General features: G+C 29.2%; 18 protein-coding genes, 1 tRNA gene and 1 other annotated feature (1 of these 20 cut by a window edge). Of the genes, 18 read left to right on the top strand and 1 reads right to left on the bottom strand.

The annotated features are described in order from the left end of the window. The first annotated feature begins 83 nt into the window (after positions 1–83). Entirely contained in the window at positions 84–560 is a 477-nt protein-coding gene (locus HMPREF9131_RS05155; protein WP_009345797.1) for a pyridoxamine 5'-phosphate oxidase family protein, read from the top strand. A 94-nt stretch (positions 561–654) separates the two neighbouring features. Here HMPREF9131_RS05155 and HMPREF9131_RS05150 read toward each other — a convergent pair whose 3' ends face one another. After that, the gene (locus tag HMPREF9131_RS05150; protein WP_009345785.1) at positions 655–2,025 is read right to left on the bottom strand and encodes an MATE family efflux transporter; all 1,371 of its coding nucleotides are present in this window, start codon (positions 2,023–2,025) and stop codon (positions 655–657) included. 224 nt (positions 2,026–2,249) lie between these two features. Between HMPREF9131_RS05150 and HMPREF9131_RS05145 the strand changes: the two genes are divergently transcribed. The 17 genes from HMPREF9131_RS05145 (at position 2,250) to HMPREF9131_RS05065 (ending at position 17,855) form a co-directional block, all read left to right on the top strand. Continuing rightward, complete coding sequence (locus HMPREF9131_RS05145; RefSeq protein ID WP_004825002.1) at positions 2,250–3,848, top strand: ABC-F family ATP-binding cassette domain-containing protein; 1,599 nt, start codon at positions 2,250–2,252, stop codon at positions 3,846–3,848. A gap of 17 nt (positions 3,849–3,865) precedes the next feature. Then, a complete protein-coding gene (locus HMPREF9131_RS05140; protein ID WP_009345789.1) occupies positions 3,866–5,233 on the top strand; it encodes a serine hydrolase in 1,368 nt (455 codons plus the stop codon). Between the two features lie 170 nt (positions 5,234–5,403). Then, positions 5,404–6,588 (top strand): iron-containing alcohol dehydrogenase, encoded by a 1,185-nt coding sequence (locus tag HMPREF9131_RS05135; RefSeq protein ID WP_009345782.1) that lies wholly within the window; start codon positions 5,404–5,406, stop codon positions 6,586–6,588. Then, positions 6,578–7,435, top strand: coding sequence for an alpha/beta fold hydrolase (locus HMPREF9131_RS05130; RefSeq protein WP_009345795.1), 858 nt, complete (start codon positions 6,578–6,580; stop codon positions 7,433–7,435). Before HMPREF9131_RS05135 ends, HMPREF9131_RS05130 begins: the two co-directional genes overlap by 11 nt. A gap of 78 nt (positions 7,436–7,513) precedes the next feature. Then, positions 7,514–7,590: transfer RNA gene (locus tag HMPREF9131_RS05125), tRNA-Pro, on the top strand. 116 nt (positions 7,591–7,706) lie between these two features. Continuing rightward, positions 7,707–8,597, top strand: coding sequence for a transporter substrate-binding domain-containing protein (locus HMPREF9131_RS05120; RefSeq protein WP_009345740.1), 891 nt, complete (start codon positions 7,707–7,709; stop codon positions 8,595–8,597). A 62-nt stretch (positions 8,598–8,659) separates the two neighbouring features. Further along, positions 8,660–9,337, top strand: a complete 678-nt coding sequence (locus HMPREF9131_RS05115) for an amino acid ABC transporter permease (protein WP_004825096.1) — start codon at positions 8,660–8,662, stop codon at positions 9,335–9,337. After that, a complete protein-coding gene (locus HMPREF9131_RS05110) occupies positions 9,330–10,052 on the top strand; it encodes an amino acid ABC transporter ATP-binding protein (protein WP_009345718.1) in 723 nt (240 codons plus the stop codon). Before HMPREF9131_RS05115 ends, HMPREF9131_RS05110 begins: the two co-directional genes overlap by 8 nt. Positions 10,053–10,135: 83 nt before the next feature. Then, a complete protein-coding gene (locus HMPREF9131_RS05105; RefSeq protein ID WP_009345708.1) occupies positions 10,136–11,113 on the top strand; it encodes an alpha/beta fold hydrolase in 978 nt (325 codons plus the stop codon). A 103-nt stretch (positions 11,114–11,216) separates the two neighbouring features. Next, the gene (metG, locus tag HMPREF9131_RS05100; RefSeq protein WP_009345744.1) at positions 11,217–13,178 is read left to right on the top strand and encodes a methionine--tRNA ligase; all 1,962 of its coding nucleotides are present in this window, start codon (positions 11,217–11,219) and stop codon (positions 13,176–13,178) included. An 11-nt stretch (positions 13,179–13,189) separates the two neighbouring features. Beyond that, complete coding sequence (locus HMPREF9131_RS05095; protein ID WP_009345747.1) at positions 13,190–13,957, top strand: TatD family hydrolase; 768 nt, start codon at positions 13,190–13,192, stop codon at positions 13,955–13,957. After that, on the top strand, positions 13,951–14,508 hold the full coding sequence (gene rnmV, locus HMPREF9131_RS05090) for a ribonuclease M5 (protein WP_004826147.1): 558 nt from the start codon (positions 13,951–13,953) through the stop codon (positions 14,506–14,508). Before HMPREF9131_RS05095 ends, rnmV begins: the two co-directional genes overlap by 7 nt. After that, complete coding sequence (gene rsmA, locus HMPREF9131_RS05085; RefSeq protein WP_009345779.1) at positions 14,492–15,358, top strand: 16S rRNA (adenine(1518)-N(6)/adenine(1519)-N(6))-dimethyltransferase RsmA; 867 nt, start codon at positions 14,492–14,494, stop codon at positions 15,356–15,358. Before rnmV ends, rsmA begins: the two co-directional genes overlap by 17 nt. After that, positions 15,351–15,713, top strand: coding sequence for a metalloregulator ArsR/SmtB family transcription factor (locus HMPREF9131_RS05080; RefSeq protein ID WP_009345791.1), 363 nt, complete (start codon positions 15,351–15,353; stop codon positions 15,711–15,713). The genes rsmA and HMPREF9131_RS05080 overlap by 8 nt, the downstream gene beginning before the upstream one ends. 57 nt (positions 15,714–15,770) lie before the next feature. Then, positions 15,771–16,001 (top strand): glutaredoxin family protein, encoded by a 231-nt coding sequence (locus HMPREF9131_RS05075; RefSeq protein ID WP_004826155.1) that lies wholly within the window; start codon positions 15,771–15,773, stop codon positions 15,999–16,001. A 246-nt stretch (positions 16,002–16,247) separates the two neighbouring features. After that, positions 16,248–16,451: a helix-turn-helix transcriptional regulator gene (locus tag HMPREF9131_RS05070; protein ID WP_009345743.1), complete on the top strand. Its 204-nt coding sequence runs from the start codon at positions 16,248–16,250 to the stop codon at positions 16,449–16,451. 273 nt (positions 16,452–16,724) lie between these two features. Continuing rightward, on the top strand, positions 16,725–17,855 hold the full coding sequence (locus tag HMPREF9131_RS05065; protein WP_009345775.1) for an HAD family hydrolase: 1,131 nt from the start codon (positions 16,725–16,727) through the stop codon (positions 17,853–17,855). Between the two features lie 219 nt (positions 17,856–18,074). Next, positions 18,075–18,168: a binding site (T-box leader), on the top strand; it runs 124 nt beyond the window's last position.

Below are 18,168 nucleotides of genomic sequence, written 5' to 3'. Positions count from 1 at the left end.
AAATTTTTTATTTTTGAAGTCATATAAAATATTTATTGACTATGATAAAATCTTATTAAGAATTTCTGTGTATGAGGTGAATTATGTTTAGAAAAATTAGAAGAGTTAAAAATGAAATTTCTTTAGAAGATACAAAGCTACTTCTTAAAAATAATAAAAGAGCAACCCTTAGTGTAAATGGATTAAATGGGTATCCGCATTCTTTTCCAATAAATTATTTCTACAATGCAGAGGAAAATAAATTATACTTTCATGGAGCTAAGATGGGATATAAAATTGACTGCATAAATAAAGACAACAGGGCAACTTTTGTAACTTTTGGCAACGAAGTGCTTACAGAAGATGGCTGGTCCTATAAAGTTTCAAGTGCCATAGCCTACGGCAAAATTGAATTGATTGAAGATAGAGAAGAAACTTTAAAGTTTGTTAAAGAATTGGCTATGAAATATTACACTTCAGAAAAAGAAGTCGATGAGGTAATAAAAAGAAGCGGAAGTGCCGTTTTAGTGTATAGGTTAAATATTGAGCATTTAACTGGAAAAATAGTTCATGAAAAATAACAAAAACTCTTATAGATTAAAAAATCTATGAGAGTTTTTTATTATAAAAGAATAGTTTTCACCATTAGCTTATTAGAAATACAAAATTATTTTTTTATTCATTTAAAATATTTGATTCAAAAGGAATCATCTGCATTATTATTAAATAAATTACTGCAGCTATTGTATTAGAAAATAAGTTGCCCCAAAATACTGCATCAACACCAAGTATATGTCTTGTCAAAATTATAAATATGTATCTAAATCCCCAAACTCTTAATAATCCGGTCACAAAGGTAACTTTAGTCCTACCAAGAGCAAGAAGTGTTCCTTGAACTATCATAAATAAGGTGAAACCGAATACAGAAATATTATAAATTTTAAGGGCATGAGTAGCAATATTAATTATTTCTCCATCCATTACAGTTTTTTGGAAAATTTTTACAAAAGCTCTAGAAAAAGGTGTAATAATTAAAATCATAGCTATTGAAAGTATAGAGCCTATTATTAATGATTCGTAATAAATACTTTTGCCCTTTTTAATGTTATTGTTGCCTACATTCATAGAAATCATTGTTGTAATTGTTGTCGAAATTGATGAGGGGACTGTAAAAGTAAGGGCACTTATATTTGAAGCAATTCCTTGAGCGGCTAAAACTTTTGGTCCATAAGATTGAACTTCCATATTTATTAAGAAAAATCCTAAAAAAACAAACATAGATGATAGCATGGAAGGTAGACCAATTCGTACAAATTGTCTTATAGTTGCCCAGTCAGGTCTGTAATTTTTAAAAGATAATTGGTATTCATATTTTTTTATAAATAAATCATAGAATAACCATAAGGTTATGATTGAATATGAGCAAAAACTTGAAAATACAGCACCTTTTGCTCCAAGCCTTAAAATTTTTAAAAATATAAAAGAAAAAATAATTTTTAAAATTAAAAGCATAACCATTCTTATAAGTGTTGCTTCGGGTTGGCCACAGGCATTTTTTATTCCATTATAAATGGCTGCCATAAAAAGCATGGGCATTACAAAAGAATATAATGATAAATATTCCAATATGTATGGAGCTACATCTTTATTTACATAGTTGGTTAAAATATGACCGATAACATAAAGAAGTGGTGAACAGATGATGCCTAAAACAAGAGCAAAAACTAAAAGTTGTAAAGATGCATGCTTTACTCTTTTTATATCGCCTAGACCATTAAATTGTCCAATTATTGCCATACCAGCAGAACCAAGGCCCATAGAAAGTCCATTGATTATATTGACAATAGGTGCACAAAAAGTTACCGCTCCAGCAACAAGAACACCACCATAATTATTTAAAAAGAATCCATCAAAAACTGGAATCATAGATTGGACAATTGCCATAATTATTGTGGGCAGGCTGAGCAGGATTAACGTCGGTAAAATATTGCCTTCAAGAATCAATTTTCTGCGTTCTAAAGGTGATTTTTCTAGTAAATTCAACATTCAAAGCGCTCCTTTTATTTGAATTATAACGATAAAAAAATATAAAGTCAATTTAATAGAAAATATTGCTAAATAAATTGTTAAAAAACATTTCTTTTGATAATATTAAGATGTAGTGAAATAAATAAAGATAAAAATTTTTGATAAAGAAAATGCGTTTAATTTTATTCTATTATATTTTCTACACTTATAATTAGGATAAAATAAAATAGAGGAGAGTGACTATGTTAAGTGTAAATAATGTTTCTGTAATTTTTCCAGATAAAAAATTGTTTGATGATGTTAATTTAATTTTTACTCCAGGGAATTGTTACGGAATTATTGGTGCAAATGGTGCCGGTAAATCAACTTTTTTAAAAATATTAGCAGGAGAAAAGGAACCAACAAACGGGACAGTTTCTCTTGAAAAAAATAAGAGAATGTCAAAATTAAACCAAGACCACTATGCCTTTGAAGATTATCTTGTGATTGACACCGTAATTATGGGAAATAAAAAACTCTATGATATAGGAAAGGAAAAAGATGCAATTTATATGAAGGCTGATTTTTCCGATGAAGATGGAATTAGAGCGGCTGAACTTGAAGCGGAGTTTGGGGAGCTTGGTGGATATGAAGCAGACTCTGAAGCATCAACTTTGTTGCAAGGTCTTGGAATTACTACAGATAAACATAACCTTTACATGAGAGATTTAATTGAATCAGATAAGGTTAAGGTTTTATTGGCACAAGCTTTATTTGGCAGTCCCGATATTTTACTTTTAGACGAACCGACCAATGGTATTGATGTAAGAGCTGTTTTGTGGTTAGAAGATTTTTTGATGGAATTTCCGGGAATTGTAATAATCGTATCCCACGACAGATATTTTCTTAACGAAGTATGTACTCATATGGTGGATATAGATTTTGGCAAAATTAATTTATTTGTAGGTAACTATGACTTCTGGTATGAATCTTCTCAATTGGCATTAAAGATGGCAAAGGAAGAAAATAAGAAGAAAGAAGAAAAAATAAAAGAACTTGAAGAATTTATCAGAAGATTTTCTGCTAATAAATCCAAATCAAAACAAGCAACTTCAAGGAAAAAACTTCTTGATAAGATTTCTCTTGATGATATAAAGCCGTCTTCTAGAAGGTATCCCTTTGTTTCTTTTGACCTTTCAAGAGAAGTGGGTAAGGAAATATTAAACATAAATAATTTAACCTTAAAAGATGATACAAGAACTTATTTAAAGGATTTTTCTATGAGAGTAAATAAGGATGACAAAATCGGTTTTATTGGTGATGAAATTTCTATTACAAAATTTTTCCAAGCAATTTGTGAGGAAGAAGAAAATTATGAAGACCAAATGAAATGGGGACAAACTATAACAAAAGAATATTTCCCAAAGGATAACAGTAAATTTTTTGATGGTGTAGATTTAAATTTAATAGATTGGTTAAGACAATTTAGTGAAGAACAATCAGAAATTTTTATTAGGGGATTTTTAGGGAAAATGCTGTTTTCTGGAGATGAAACAAAGAAAAAAGCAAATGTCCTCTCAGGTGGCGAAAGGGTTCGTATGATGTTTTCCAAGATGATGATTAATTCTTCAAATGTAATAGTTTTAGACCAACCCACAAACCATTTAGATTTGGAATCAATTGAAGCGGTAAATAACGGGCTTATTTCCTATAAGGGTAATATATTATTTACATCTCTTGACCATCAATTTATTTCTTCTATTGCAAATAGAATAATAGAAATTTTCCCTGATGGAAGCTACAGAGATGAATCAATAACTTATGATGAATATATTGAAAAATATATAGTAGAAAATAAATAAAACTTAGGAGGTAAATTTTGAAAGACAAATTAGAAAAAATCTTAAAAACTTATGCTCACGAATTTAATTTACAAGGTGTTAATCTTGGCATATTAAAAAATGGCAAGAAAGAAATTGTATCAATGGGCTTAAGAGATATTAAAAACAATCTGCCCATGGAAAAAGATACTATTTATGCTATAGGCTCACAAACTAAAGCTTTTACAGCAGTAGCCCTAGGAAAACTCTTATATGAAAATGGCTATTCTTTTGATACTCCCATAAAGCAATTGTATGAAGATTTTAAAATGGAAGATGATTATTTAACAAAAGATTTAAGGATTAAGGATGGCTTTTCACATAGAACAGGGTTTCCACCACACTTGGCAGCATGGTACAATAATAACTTTAAAAAACCACAAGAGTTTTTAAAAATTTTAGCTTATTTGCCTGCAACTATGCCTTTAAGATATACTTTTTGCTATCAATCATATTTCTTCATATTAGGAGGACTTATCATTGAAAAATTATCAGGTAAATCTTATGGGGATTACTTAAAAGAAAATATTTTTGGACCACTTCAAATGAATAATACTTATGTATTAGGCTCATTTGCTCCTGATGAAAATAAGGCTAGACCCTATGATTTTGTAGATGGAACTTATAAAGAAATCTCTTATAATTATGAATTTACAAAATTTCCTAACGGTTCAGGAACAATCTATTCAACAATGGAAGATATGATGAAATGGTTAGATTTTTGCTTGCATGGAAACGAAAAAATAGTTGATAGAAAAATACAAGAAGAACTTTATTCTCCACAAACTATTATAGGGCCAGATACAAATATGCCCGAACTTTCATACTCAAAAAATAAAACATATGGAATGGGTTGGTATCTAGAAAATTATAGGGGAAGAAAATTAATAAGCCATGGGGGAATTGTCGATGGTTTTAGAGCTTTTCACATTCTTGTGCCTGAAGAAGATATGGCAGTAAGTATTGTGACAAATTTAAATGAAGCTCAAGGAACTGAATTAATTACCCTATCAGTTATTGATGAAGCTTTGGGAATAAAAAAAGATTGGCAAGAAAAATATATTAAGGATTTAAAGGCTATTAATGAAAAAAAATCTCCCAAAGAAGATAAACTTAAAGATTTAAAAGATGAAGATTTTTCAAAATATTTGGGAATTTATAGAGATAAGGCTTATGGAGAATTTGAATTTATTGAAGAAGATGGAAAACTTTATGTTAAGGCTTTTTCTCATAAATTGGAAGTTAAAGAAAGCAAGGGAAAAAAGGTAATAGCTTTTAAACCATATAATTTATTCATCCCTATTGAATTTGAAGATTGCAACTTAATATTATATATTGATGATAGAAAAATAATAATAAAAAAGTAAAATTTAAGGATATCTTCTATTTTTAATACTATAAATAAATTATAGTTTTGTTCACAACTTGGTCTATTTAATAGGCAACAAAAATTTGTATTAAAGTAAATTCTGAAGAAGAGTCTGTGAACTCTTCTTTTTAATGAAAAAATTTATTTAAAAGATAAAGAGGTATTGTTATGTATGATTTTAATTTTTCAGTAAAAACAGAAATTTTATTTGGTAAAGACCAATTAAAATATTTACCTGAAAAAATTTTAGAAAATGGCTCAAGAGTTCTAATATGCTATGGTGGAGGTTCTATTAAAAAAATAGGTATTTATGACAAAGTTATTTCTCTATTAGATGAAAATAATATTTTTTATAAGGAACTTTCAGCAATAAAGCCTAATCCAAGAGTAGACAAGGTCAGAGAAGGTCTTGAAATTATTAGGGAAAATAAATTAGATTTTATTTTGGCTATTGGAGGAGGTTCGGTGATTGATACAGCTAAACTTTTAGCTTGTGCAGTATTTACAGATAAGGATCCATGGAAGATTATAAAAAAAGAAGTAAAAATTGAAAAAGCCTTAAAAATTGGTGTAATTTTAACTATCGCAGCAACAGGCTCAGAAATGGATTCTATTGGAGTTGTTTCCAATCCACAAACCAAGGAAAAATTATCTTTTTCAAGTCCTCTTTTAGTGCCATGTTTTGCAATAGAAAATCCGGAATTTACATATTCTGTAAGTCCCTACCAAACAGCATCAGGAGTTGCAGATATTATGAGTCATACAATGGAAAATTATTTCAGCATAGATGATGGTTGTTATTTACAAAATAAAATTGCTGAAGGGATTTTAAAAACATGCATAAAATTTGGTCCTATAGCTCTTAAAGAACCAACAAATTATAATGCTCGTGCAAATATTTTATGGGCAAGTGCGTGGGCGATAAATGGTTTACTTAACAAAGGTAAAAATACTTCCTGGACTGTTCATTCTATGGAACATGAACTTTCTGCTTATTACGATATAACTCACGGAGTGGGCCTTGCAATTTTGACACCAAGATTTTTAAATTATATTTTAAATGAAAAAACAGAAAAAATGCTAAGCGATTTTGCAATAAATGTTTTTGATGTTGAAGATACTAATAATTATAGGGAAAATGCTAAAAAGGGAATTGAAGCCTTATATAAATTTTTCAAGGATGATTTAAACTTGCCAATGAGCCTTGAAGAGCTTAATATTACTGATGAATATTTTGAAGAAATGGCAGAAAAACAAGCAAAAAGATCAAATGGATATGTTGGAGGAGTTGTGCCTTTAGAGGCAAAAGATGTTGTCCAAATTTATAAGGCATCTATGAAAGATGAATACTAATTTTTTAAGACTATCAAGCGGAGAAGATATTTTTTACACATATAAGAAAAATGTAAACAATAGTAAAAATTTATTATTTATTCATGGAAACTATGCTACATCTTATATATGGACAGATATTTATCAAAGCTGTAAGGAAATTTATAATGTTTACGGTCTTGATTTAAGAGGTTTTGGAAGGTCAAGCTATAAAACTCCTGCTAGGCAAATGAAAACCTACGCAAGAGATGTAGTGGAATTTGTACGTAAGCTTAATCTTAAAAATCTAACAATAATTGCGTGGTCTGCAGGTGGTGCTGTTGCCATGGAAACTTTAAAAGAACTGAGGGGATATTTGAATGAAATTTACCTTGTGGATTCTATATCCACAAGGGGATATGATTCCCCCTATAGGATATTTCTTGATATAAATGAATATACAAGAAATTTATTTCCTATGATAGATTTTTATACAAATAATTTAAATCCATACCAAAAGATTGAAAATTTCATACCATCCTATTATGAAGCTGAAAAATATTTTTCTAAGTATTTATTTAATTTTACAAGACCAAAAGAATTATTTTTGAAAAAAATTGCACAAGAAATGCTTTTACAAAGAAATAATTTAGATTTTTGGGAAGCTATGACTAATTTTAGAATGGATAAATCAGTTTTAAAAGAAAATAAAATTCCAATTAAAGTTATATGGGGAGCTTATGATAAAATCGTAAGTCAAGAAGATACAGAGGAAATTCTAGAAGATTTTAATTTTAAGGCAAAATTTATAAAATTTAATAAATCAGGTCATGCACCTTTTATAGACCAAAAAGCTGAATTTTTAGAGCTTTTATATATAAAAAAATAAAAATATAAACTTTTATATTGAAAATTTTAAAAAAAGATTTGCATTTTTTTAAAATAACTTGTATAATATAAAAGTCGTCGGGGTGTAGCGCAGTTTGGTAGCGCACATGGTTTGGGACCATGGGGTCGAAGGTTCAAATCCTTTCACCCCGACCATTTTTTATAGGCTGCAAAGCCTTTTTTTTATTTTCATTTTCCTAAATTTTCGTTGCTTTTATATTTTTATTAGTTTATAATTATGAATAATTATTCAGTGAAAAATAGGAGGAAATATGATGAAGAAAGTATTTATGGTCATCTCACTTTTAGCCCTCGTATTTACCTTAGTTGCTTGTTCAGGCAGCCAAGAAAATGCAAACAAGGCAATCAATGAAGCTGCAAAAAATGCTAAACAAGAAAATACAGAGGCAAATAAAGAGGCAAGTGACTCTTCTCTTGAAGATATTAAAACCAAGGGAAAGATTGTTTTAGGAACAAGTGCAGATTTCCCACCACTTGAATGGGTTTCCTATAAAGATGGAGGAGAATCTTATAAGGGTCTTGATATTGAAATTGCAAAAGCAATTGCAGATTCTTTAGGTGTAAAACTAGAAATTAAAAACATGGCATTTGAAGGTCTAATCACTTCACTTAATGCAGGTGATGTTGATATGATTATTGCAGGAATGGAAGCTAGTGATGAACGTAAGAAAGAAGTTGATTTTTCAGCGCCTTATTATTCAGGTGGACAAAGTCTTGTAGTTAGAGCTGAAGATAAAGACAAATTTAAAACTCTTGATGATTTAAAAGGACATAAAATTGGAACTCAACTAAATACAGTTCAACAAACTTTCGCAGAAGAAAAATTTGGAAGTGATGTTCAAGGTTATGATTTAAATAATGTCCTTATTGAACAATTGAAAAATAAATCTGTAGATGCCCTTTTCTTATCAGAACTCCCAGCAAAAGAATTTGCTTATTTAAACAAAGATCTTGCATTTATTGAAGATATTGGAGCTCCAAAGGAAAAAGGATTTTCAGTAGCAATTAAAAAAGGAAATCAAACACTATTAGATGAAGTTACAAAAATAGTTAGCGAATTAAAAGATTCAGGCAAAGTTGATACTTGGCTTGATGAGAATATAGAACTTTCTCACCAAGAAGTTGAAGAAGGTAATAAGTAAGAAGAATTCCCTACTATGTAGGGATTTTTCTTTTTATCTATTTTTATCATTTAGGAGGTAATATGAATTTTATAAATTCACAAATTAATTTCATAAAAACTTTTTTACCTGCTTATTTAAAAGGGGCAGGTGTTACCATCAAACTTTCTTTAATTGGTGTAATTTTAGGTTTGACAATAGGAATTGTTTTGGCACTTATGAAAATCTCTAAAAATAAATTATTAAAATTTATCGCAAGTGCCTACATTGAAATTGTCAGAGGAACTCCGATGCTTGTGCAAATTATGATAGTTTACTTTGGACTAAAAAAAATAATTCCAGATTCTCTACCATATTTGAAAGCTCCTATGCTTTTGTGTGCATTATCAATTTCTCTAAATTCTGCAGCTTATGTTGCTGAAATTATAAGAAGTGGGATAAATTCAGTTGACAATGGACAGATGGAGGCAGCAAGGTCATTGGGACTTACAAGAAGCCAAGCCATGAGAAAAATTATTTTGCCTCAGGCAGTAAAAAATATTTTACCGGCTCTTGTAAATGAATTTATTACTTTGATTAAGGAATCTTCAATAGTTTATACTGTTGGAGTTGCAGAACTTATGTATTCAGGAAAGTCTATTGCTTCAGCTACTTATCAAGCTGTAAGACCATTTATTTATGCAGCAATTATTTATTTTATTATGACTTATTCACTTTCAAAAGCTTTGCAAGTATTGGAAAGGAGGCTATCAAATGATTAAGGTTGAAAATTTGAAAAAATCTTTCGGAAACCTTGATGTTTTAAAGGGCATAAATGAAGAGATAAAAGATGGAGAAGTTCTTGTAGTAATAGGACCTTCAGGCTCTGGTAAATCAACTTTTCTCAGATGCTTAAATCTTTTGGAAAGACCGACATCAGGCTCTATATTTTTTGAAGGAAAAAACATCACAGATAAAAATATTGATATAAACAAGGTGCGTGAAGAGATGGGGATGGTTTTTCAATCTTTTAATCTTTTTAACAACTTAAATATTATTGATAATATTACCCTTGCTCCAAAACTTGTAAAAAATATGAAGGAAGATGAAGCAAAAGAAATTGCAAAAAAACTTTTACAAAGAGTTGGACTTCCAGATAAAGAAAATTCTTATCCTTCAGAATTATCCGGGGGACAAAAACAAAGAATTGCTATTGCAAGAGCTTTGGCAATGAATCCGAAAGTTATGTTATTTGATGAACCAACATCAGCTCTTGATCCTGAAATGGTTGGAGAAGTTTTAGATTTAATGAAAGATTTAGCAAAAGATGGGATGACAATGGTTGTTGTAACTCACGAAATGGGATTTGCTAGAGAAGTTGGAAATAGAATCTTATTTATGGATCAGGGACAAATTATTGAAAGAGGAGCGCCTAAAGAGGTTTTCCAAAATCCAAAAGAAGAGAGAACAAAATCATTTTTAGCAAAAGTTTTATAAATTTTAATGTTTCAGATATTTATATTTGAAACATTTTTTTTAAAAATTTTTATTTAATGATAAAATGAAAATGAGATGATATTATGTTTGTGAAAATAATTGTTTTAATACTTATAATTTTATTTATTCCTCAAGCTTATTTTTTCCTTTCCGACAAAAAAAGTAAAAGGTATGCTTGGGAGGCGATTGCAAATGGAGAAGATTTTAAGCTTTTATGCTTAGATAATTTATATATTCATGGAAAAATTTATAAAGTTCCAGATCCTAAGGCTGTGGTTCAAATTGTTCATGGGGCTTTGGAACATAAAGAACGCTACATGGATTTGATAAAATTTTTAAACAAAAAAGGTTATAGTGTTGTAATTTCTGACAACAGGGGTCATGGTGAATCAGTAAATAAAAAATATCCATTGGGGCATATAAATTTCCTAGACCAAGTCATTGATGATCAATTAGTCATAAATGATTATATAAAAAGTCTTAGTGATAAAGATATATACATGATTGGTCATTCTATGGGTTCAATGATTGCAAGAAATTTTTTGAAAAATTATGACTACAGGATAAAAAAACTGGTACTAACTGGAACAGTTACCTATAATCCTTTAGTATATTTTGCAATATTTGTGGGAAACATTATTAATTTTTATATGGGATTTTATGGAAATTCAAAGATTTTAAAAAAGCTTTATTCTTCAGGTATGTCAGAAGGTTGGTTATCTTTTAATGAAGAAAATCTCATGGAAGCTAAGAATGATAAATTGATGCTTGAATCTTTCACAAATAGGGGATACTTAACGGTTTTTCATGCAATGAAAGAATTAAAAAATTATAGGGCTTATAAGCTAAAAAATAAGGACCTTAAGATTTTATCAATAACTGGTGATTGTGACCAAGTTGTTGGAGGGAAAAAAGGTCTTATGGATACAATAAAAACTTTAAAAAAGATAGGTTATAAAAATGTGTCATATTTTATCATGCCTCATATGAAACATGAAGTTTTAAGAGAAAATAATAAAGAGGATGTATTTAAAATTATTGAAGAATTTTTTAATTCCTAGTCGTGCAAAATGGCACAAACTTGATAATTAAGGCTTGCAATGCTATAATTATCATTTAGAAAAGATTACTTAAAATAGAAGAGGTTAAAATTTTGGAGGGATTATGAAGAAAAATTTTTACTTAACAACACCTATATATTATCCCAGCGACAATTTACACATAGGACATACTTATTGTACTGTGGCGGCTGATTGTATAAAAAGATTTAAAGAATTACAAGGTTATAATGTTTTTTTCACAACAGGTACTGATGAACACGGACAAAAAATTGCAACAAAGGCTCAAGAAGCAGGAATGGAGCCAAAGGCTTATGTTGATAAAATAGTAGCAAATATAAAAAAATTATGGGAAAGTTTAGACATACAATATGATGCTTTTATAAGATCAACAGATGCTCAACATGAAAAAGATGTTCAGGATTTATTTAAAAAATTATACGATAAGGGCGATATTTATAAGGGCGAATATGAAGGATACTACTGCACACCCTGTGAATCCTTTTGGACACAGGCTCAAGTTGGTGATGACCATGCTTGTCCTGATTGCGGCAGAGTTACTCAATTAACAAAAGAAGAATCTTATTTTTTTAGACTTTCAAAATATAAAGACAAACTTCTTGATTTGTTAAATAATAATGAAGAGTTTACAGAACCAGCCTTCAGAAAAAATGAATTAATTAAAAATTTTATTGAAAGTGCTGAAGGACTTGAAGACTTATCTGTTTCACGTTCCTCTCTGACATGGGGAGTTCAAGTTCCTTTTGATAACAAACACGTAATTTATGTTTGGATAGATGCACTTTTGTGCTATCTTTCAGCTATAGAATTTGGTACTGATAAGGAAAAATTTAATGAATTTTGGCCTGCTGATGTGCATTTAGTAGGAAAAGAAATTTTTAGATTTCATGCTTTAATTTGGCCTGCACTTTTAATGGCGCTTGATTTGCCTCTACCAAAGAAAATTTTTGGTCACGGATGGATTTTATTTGATAATGACAAGATGAGTAAATCTAAAGGCAATGTTGTTTATCCTGAACCTATAATAAAATTATACGGAGTAGACGCTTTAAAATACTTTTTACTTCGTGAATTTTCTTTCGGGTCTGACGGTTCCTTTACTAAGGAAAAATTCATGCAAAGATTAAATTCAGACCTTGCAAATGATCTTGGCAATTTATTATCCAGAACCGTTTCTATGATTACTAAATATAATGACGGAATAATTGAAAAACCTAATAGAGAAGAAGAAATAGATAAGGACTTAGAAAACATGGCTATTTCTGTTAAGGCAAAAGTTGAAGAAGCTATGGAACATTTTAAATTTAATGTTGCCCTTGAAGAAATTTGGAAACTTATCAGACGTTCCAATAAATATGTAGATGAAACTACTCCATGGATTTTAGCTAAAGATGAAAAAAACAAAGATAGGTTGAATACAGTTTTATATAATTTAGCCGAATCATTAAGAATAATATCAGTTTTAATTAATCCTTTTATAACAAATACCTCTAAGGAAATTATAAGGCAATTAGGATTAGAAGAAAAAGTGGATTGGGAAAGCTCTCAAAAGTGGGGATTGATTCCAAACGCTACAAAAGTTAATAAGGGTCAAATTATTTTCCCAAGACTTGATATAAAAGAAGAAATTGAAAAACTTGATGATGAAAATAAAAAATTAATGGAATCAAGAGCCTTAGAAAATTCATCAGCTAATAAGGATACTGATGAAAAATTTAAAGATGAAATAAGTTTGGATGATTTTGCAAAGCTTGACATTAGACTTGCCTATGTTGAATCTGTAGAGGACCATCCAAATGCCGATAAATTATATCTTCTTCATTTAAAAATAGGTAATAGCAGAAGAGTTATCGTTTCAAATATTAAAGATAAATACACTAAAGAAGAATTAACAGGCAAAAAGATTTTAGTTTTATGTAACTTAAAGGCTAAAAAATTCAGAGGAATTGAATCTAAGGGAATGCTTCTTGCAGCAGAAGATGAAAATGGAAAATTATCCATAGCTTCAACCTTAGAAGATTTAGTTGATGGAGCAAAAATTTCTTAAGAGGTGAAAATTTGATAGATTCACATGCGCATTTAGACGATGAGGCCTTTGACGATGATAGGGATCAAGTAATAAATGCTCTTTATGAAAATGGAATAGATTTTATTGTTAATATTGCTTGCGATTTGAAGTCTTCAAAAACTTCGCAAGAATTGGCAAAAACCTATGAAAATATATATGCAACTGTTGGTGTGCATCCTCATGATGCTATAACTTATACTGATGAAGTTGAAGAAACTTTAAAAATTTTAGCTCAAGAGAAAAAAGTTGTCGCTGTTGGAGAAATTGGCCTTGATTATTATTATGACAATTCGCCAAGGCATATACAAAAAGAGGTATTTAAAAGACAGCTAAAGTTGGCACATGAACTTAGAAAAAATGTTGTGGTGCATTCTAGAGATGCATCACAAGATACTTTTGATATATTAAAAGAAGCTCATGATAAATATGAATTCAAAGCAGTGATTCATTGCTATTCTCAATCACTAGAGATGCTTAAAGAATATTTAAGACTTGGAGATTATATTTCTCTTGGCGGAGCCGTAACATTTAAAAATTCAAAAATCCGTAAGGAAGTTGCAAAAATTGTGCCTTTGGATAGACTTTTACTTGAAACAGATTGTCCATATATGACACCTGTCCCTTATAGAGGAAAAAGAAATGAACCTAAATATGTAAATATAGTGGCAGAATATATTGCTGATTTGAGGGGCATATCTAAATCTGATCTTGTTAAGGTTACAGATGAAAACACTAAGAGGTTTTACAACATATGTTAAAACATATTGACGATGTTATTGTCGTTGAAGGAAAAGATGACGTAGCCGCAATAAAAAGGGCATGTGATTGTCAAATAATCACGACCCATGGCTTTGGCTACGGTTATAAATTAATAAATCAGTTGAAAGAAGTTTCAAAAAGAAAGAGAATAATTATCTTTACCGACTCAGATTATATGGGTTCACAGATAAGAAAAGATTTAGCAAAACATTTACCAAATGCAAAGCACGCTTATCTTTCTCAGGACAAATCATCAAAAGACGGAGATATAGGTGTAGAAAATGCCAAGCCTGAGGATATTTTAAAGGCACTTGAAAATGCAAGAGCAGTTTTAAACAAAAAACAAATTGAATATTCTCTTAAAGATTTACGTGAAAATAAGCTTGTGGACCATGCTGATGCTGCAAAAAGAAGAAAATTATTTTGCGATATTCTATCTATTGGATATTCAAATGGTAAAGGACTTTTAAATAAATTAAATTCTTATGGCATAAGCCGAGATGAATTTAATTTAGCTATAGAAGAGGTGAACAATGGAAAGACTCTTTAAGCCAAAAAGGGTATCTGAAATTTTAAAAAAATATAATTTCAGATTTTCAAAAACCTTGGGTCAGAATTTTTTAATAGATGGAAATATTGTAAGAAAAATTGTAGACAGTGCTGAAGTGAGTGAAGCTGATAATGTATTAGAAATTGGTCCAGGTATTGGGACACTAACTGAAGAATTAGCCCTGAGAGCAAAAAAAGTTGTAAGCATAGAAATTGATAAGAGGCTAAAAGATTTGTTAGAGGAAACACTACCCTATGACAATGTAAAAATTATTTATAAGGACTTTTTAAAACTTGATTTAAAAACTTTAATTGATGAAGAATTTAAAGGTCAAAATTTTAAAGTAGTGGCAAATCTTCCTTACTATATAACAACACCAATTATTGAAAAATTACTCTTAAATAGTGAAAACATTGAAATTATAAATGTTATGATTCAAAAGGAAGTAGCAAAAAGATTTACAGCACAGCCACAGACTAAGGATTATGGTTCACTTTCAGTTTTTATACAATTTTTTTGCAAGGCTTTTTACGAATTTACAGTTCCAAGGACAGTTTTTATGCCAAAACCAAATGTGGATTCTGGAGTATGTAAATTAGAAGTTAAAAGAGATTTACCTAATATAGATAGGGAAGAATTTTTTAAAATTGTAAGAGCAGCTTTTTCTAAAAGAAGAAAAACCCTTGTAAATTCTCTAAGTCAGTCCCAATTAAACTTAGACAAGAACAAAGTAACAGAAATTTTAGAACTTTCAGGGATTGATACAAAAAGAAGGGCAGAGTCATTAACTTTAGAGGATTTTTTGGTACTTTATGTTAATGTTTTAAAGTTTGGAGGATTTAATGGATGAAAAATTAATGGGAGATTTGGATAAAGATTTTATAGAAGATGTGAAAAAATTTACAGAAGATGGTGACCTTTTAAATTTTATAGCACAAATTTTTAAAACTTTATCAGACCCAACAAGATTAAAAATACTATATGTTCTGAGCAAAAAAGATTTATGCGTATCAGATATTTCTGAACTCTTATCCATGAGCCAATCATCAATATCTCATCAACTTGCCTTGTTAAGACATCAACAACTTATAAAAGTTAATAGGGTCGGCAGGATGGCAATATATTCCTTAGATGATGACCATGTACTTTCAATATTTAATCAAGGTAAGACTCACGCCGAACATAAAAAATCAAAAAATGATTAACATATGAGCCTTTGGGTAATATAATAGATAAAGATACTAAATATGAAGGAGGAAATTATGAAAAAAGTTACTGTATATACCTCAACAACTTGTCCATATTGTCAAATGGCTAAGGAATATCTTCAAGAAAGAGAAATTCCATATGACGAAAAAAATGTTCAAACTGACAAAGAAGCAAGAAGCGAATTAATGGCAATGGGATACACAGGTGTTCCTGTTATATGTGTTGATGACCAAGAAGTTGTAGGTTTTGATAAAAATAAACTGGATGAATTGTTAAATAAATAATAATTTTAATATTAATGGAGTTACTTTAGTGTAGCTCCTTTGTTTTAACAAAATATTAATCTAATTTATATTAAAAATTTTTGATGTAAATAAATGGGTTTGAAAAATTTTTAAAATTTATATTTTATAAAAATTTAAAACATAATATTGACTTTCTTCTTATAAAATATAGATTTTAAAGTGAAAATATATTAAAATAGGGTATAGTTTTAAAATTGATTTAAAATAAAAATGGAGGGGAAGAAAATGTTAAAAAATAACATATTAGAAATTAGAAAGAAGAAAGGTATAACTCAAAAGCAAATAGCAAATGCTGTAGGAACTACGCCTCAATTTATTTCTAAATTGGAACTAGGAATTTCAAATCCTTCTTTAACTAAAGCATTTGAAATAGCTAGATTTCTAGAATGTGGAGTTGAAGAACTTTATTCATTTGAAGATGATAAATAATAATTCATTTAATTTATAAATAATGAACTTTTAAAAAGTTTGAAAAAATAGTGTTGGTGAGAAATCATCAGCACTATTTTTTATTAGAATACAAAAATAATTCTAAAAAATTTGTAGTTAAAGACCAATATTTAAATTATTGACTGATGAGAAAATATATTAATACTAATCGAATGGGCTTAATGATATAATTAATCATTATAAAAGTTTTTGAAATTGTTTTTAATATGGTGTTTTTTATTGAATTAATTTTTTATATGGAAGGACTTTAGGATGAGAGAAAATAATAAGGATATAGTTTTAGCGATTTGTTATGATTTTGATAAGACTCTTTCTCCCAATGATATGCAAGCTCAGGGATTTATTCAATCTTTTGACCTTGAAGTTGAGGATTTTTGGAATGAATCTAATAAATTGGCTGATGATAATGAGATGGATCAAAATTTAGCTTGGATGTATATGTTGACTAAAAAATCAAGAGGCAGGCATATTTTTAATAAAGATACATTAAAAGATTATGGTTCTAAGGTAGAATTATACCCTGGTGTTCTTACATGGTTTGATAGAATCAATAGATACGGTCAAGAAAAGGGCATAAAAGTTGAGCATTACATAATTTCATCAGGACTTAAAGAGATGATCGAGGGGACTGAAATTGCAAAATATTTCAAAAAAATTTATGCAAGTTCTTTTTATTTTGATAAAGATGGAATTGCAGTTTGGCCTGCCCAATGTATAAATTATACTAACAAAACTCAATATTTATTTAGAATTGAAAAGGGAGCTGTTGAAGTTAATGACCCAAAAGTTAATGATTATTTTACTGATGATAAGCTCAGAGTCCCTTTTAGAAATATGGTCTACATAGGTGATAGCGATACGGATATACCTTGTATGAAACTTGTTTTCACAAATGGAGGATACTCTATTGGTGTTCATGGCAAAGAGTCTAAAAATAAAGTTTTTAATATGATTGAAGAAAAAAGAATAAAATATTTTGCAGAAGCTGATTATAGTGAAGGTTCTGATTTGGACAAATTATTGAAAAATATTATTGATAGAACAGCAATAAATGAAATATTGGAAATGGACCATGAGAAATGCTTAAGTGAAACAATAGATGCAAGGAAAAATCAAGACAAGGGTCATAGACAAAGAGAAAATTTGATAGATAAGTTAAATGAAAGCTCAACTTTTTCACGAACTCATGAAATCATAAAAGAAATGAAAAAAATTGATACTTGGAAAGATAGTCAAATAGATAGAATTTTAAAAATAGGTATATCCAATAGTCAAGTTAAATATATTTTAAATGATAAGGATATCAAGGAATTTTTTGAAAATATTTGCAGAGATTTTAATAGTGAGTCTGCAATAAAAATAAGAAAACTTATAGAAAAATAGAATTATTTTAAATTATTATATTCCAAACTTACAAGTTTTTTAGCTTAAAGGTTATCAAAAAATTTAATTTAGACTATTTTAACAATAAATATAATATTATAGACCTATTCGCATTTTATAGGCTATGTAGGTAGTGGGGAAAAAATATTTTTCACCAAATGAAAAAAAGCTTGACATTTATTTTATAAGTTAGTAGAATATGTAACATCAACCAAAGATATAAACTTTATAAAAAGAAGAGTAGTTGGAGGGAGTTTTTACAGAGAGCTTCGTTTGGTGAAAGAAGCAAAATGAACTTTGATGAACATGGTCT

It is taken from the genome of Peptoniphilus sp. oral taxon 836 str. F0141 (genome assembly GCF_000179335.1).
Lineage (GTDB): Bacteria > Bacillota > Clostridia > Tissierellales > Peptoniphilaceae > Peptoniphilus_A > Peptoniphilus_A lacrimalis.
The sequence above is the reverse complement of the archived record's forward strand: the minus strand, read 5'-3'. Positions and strand labels throughout refer to the sequence as shown.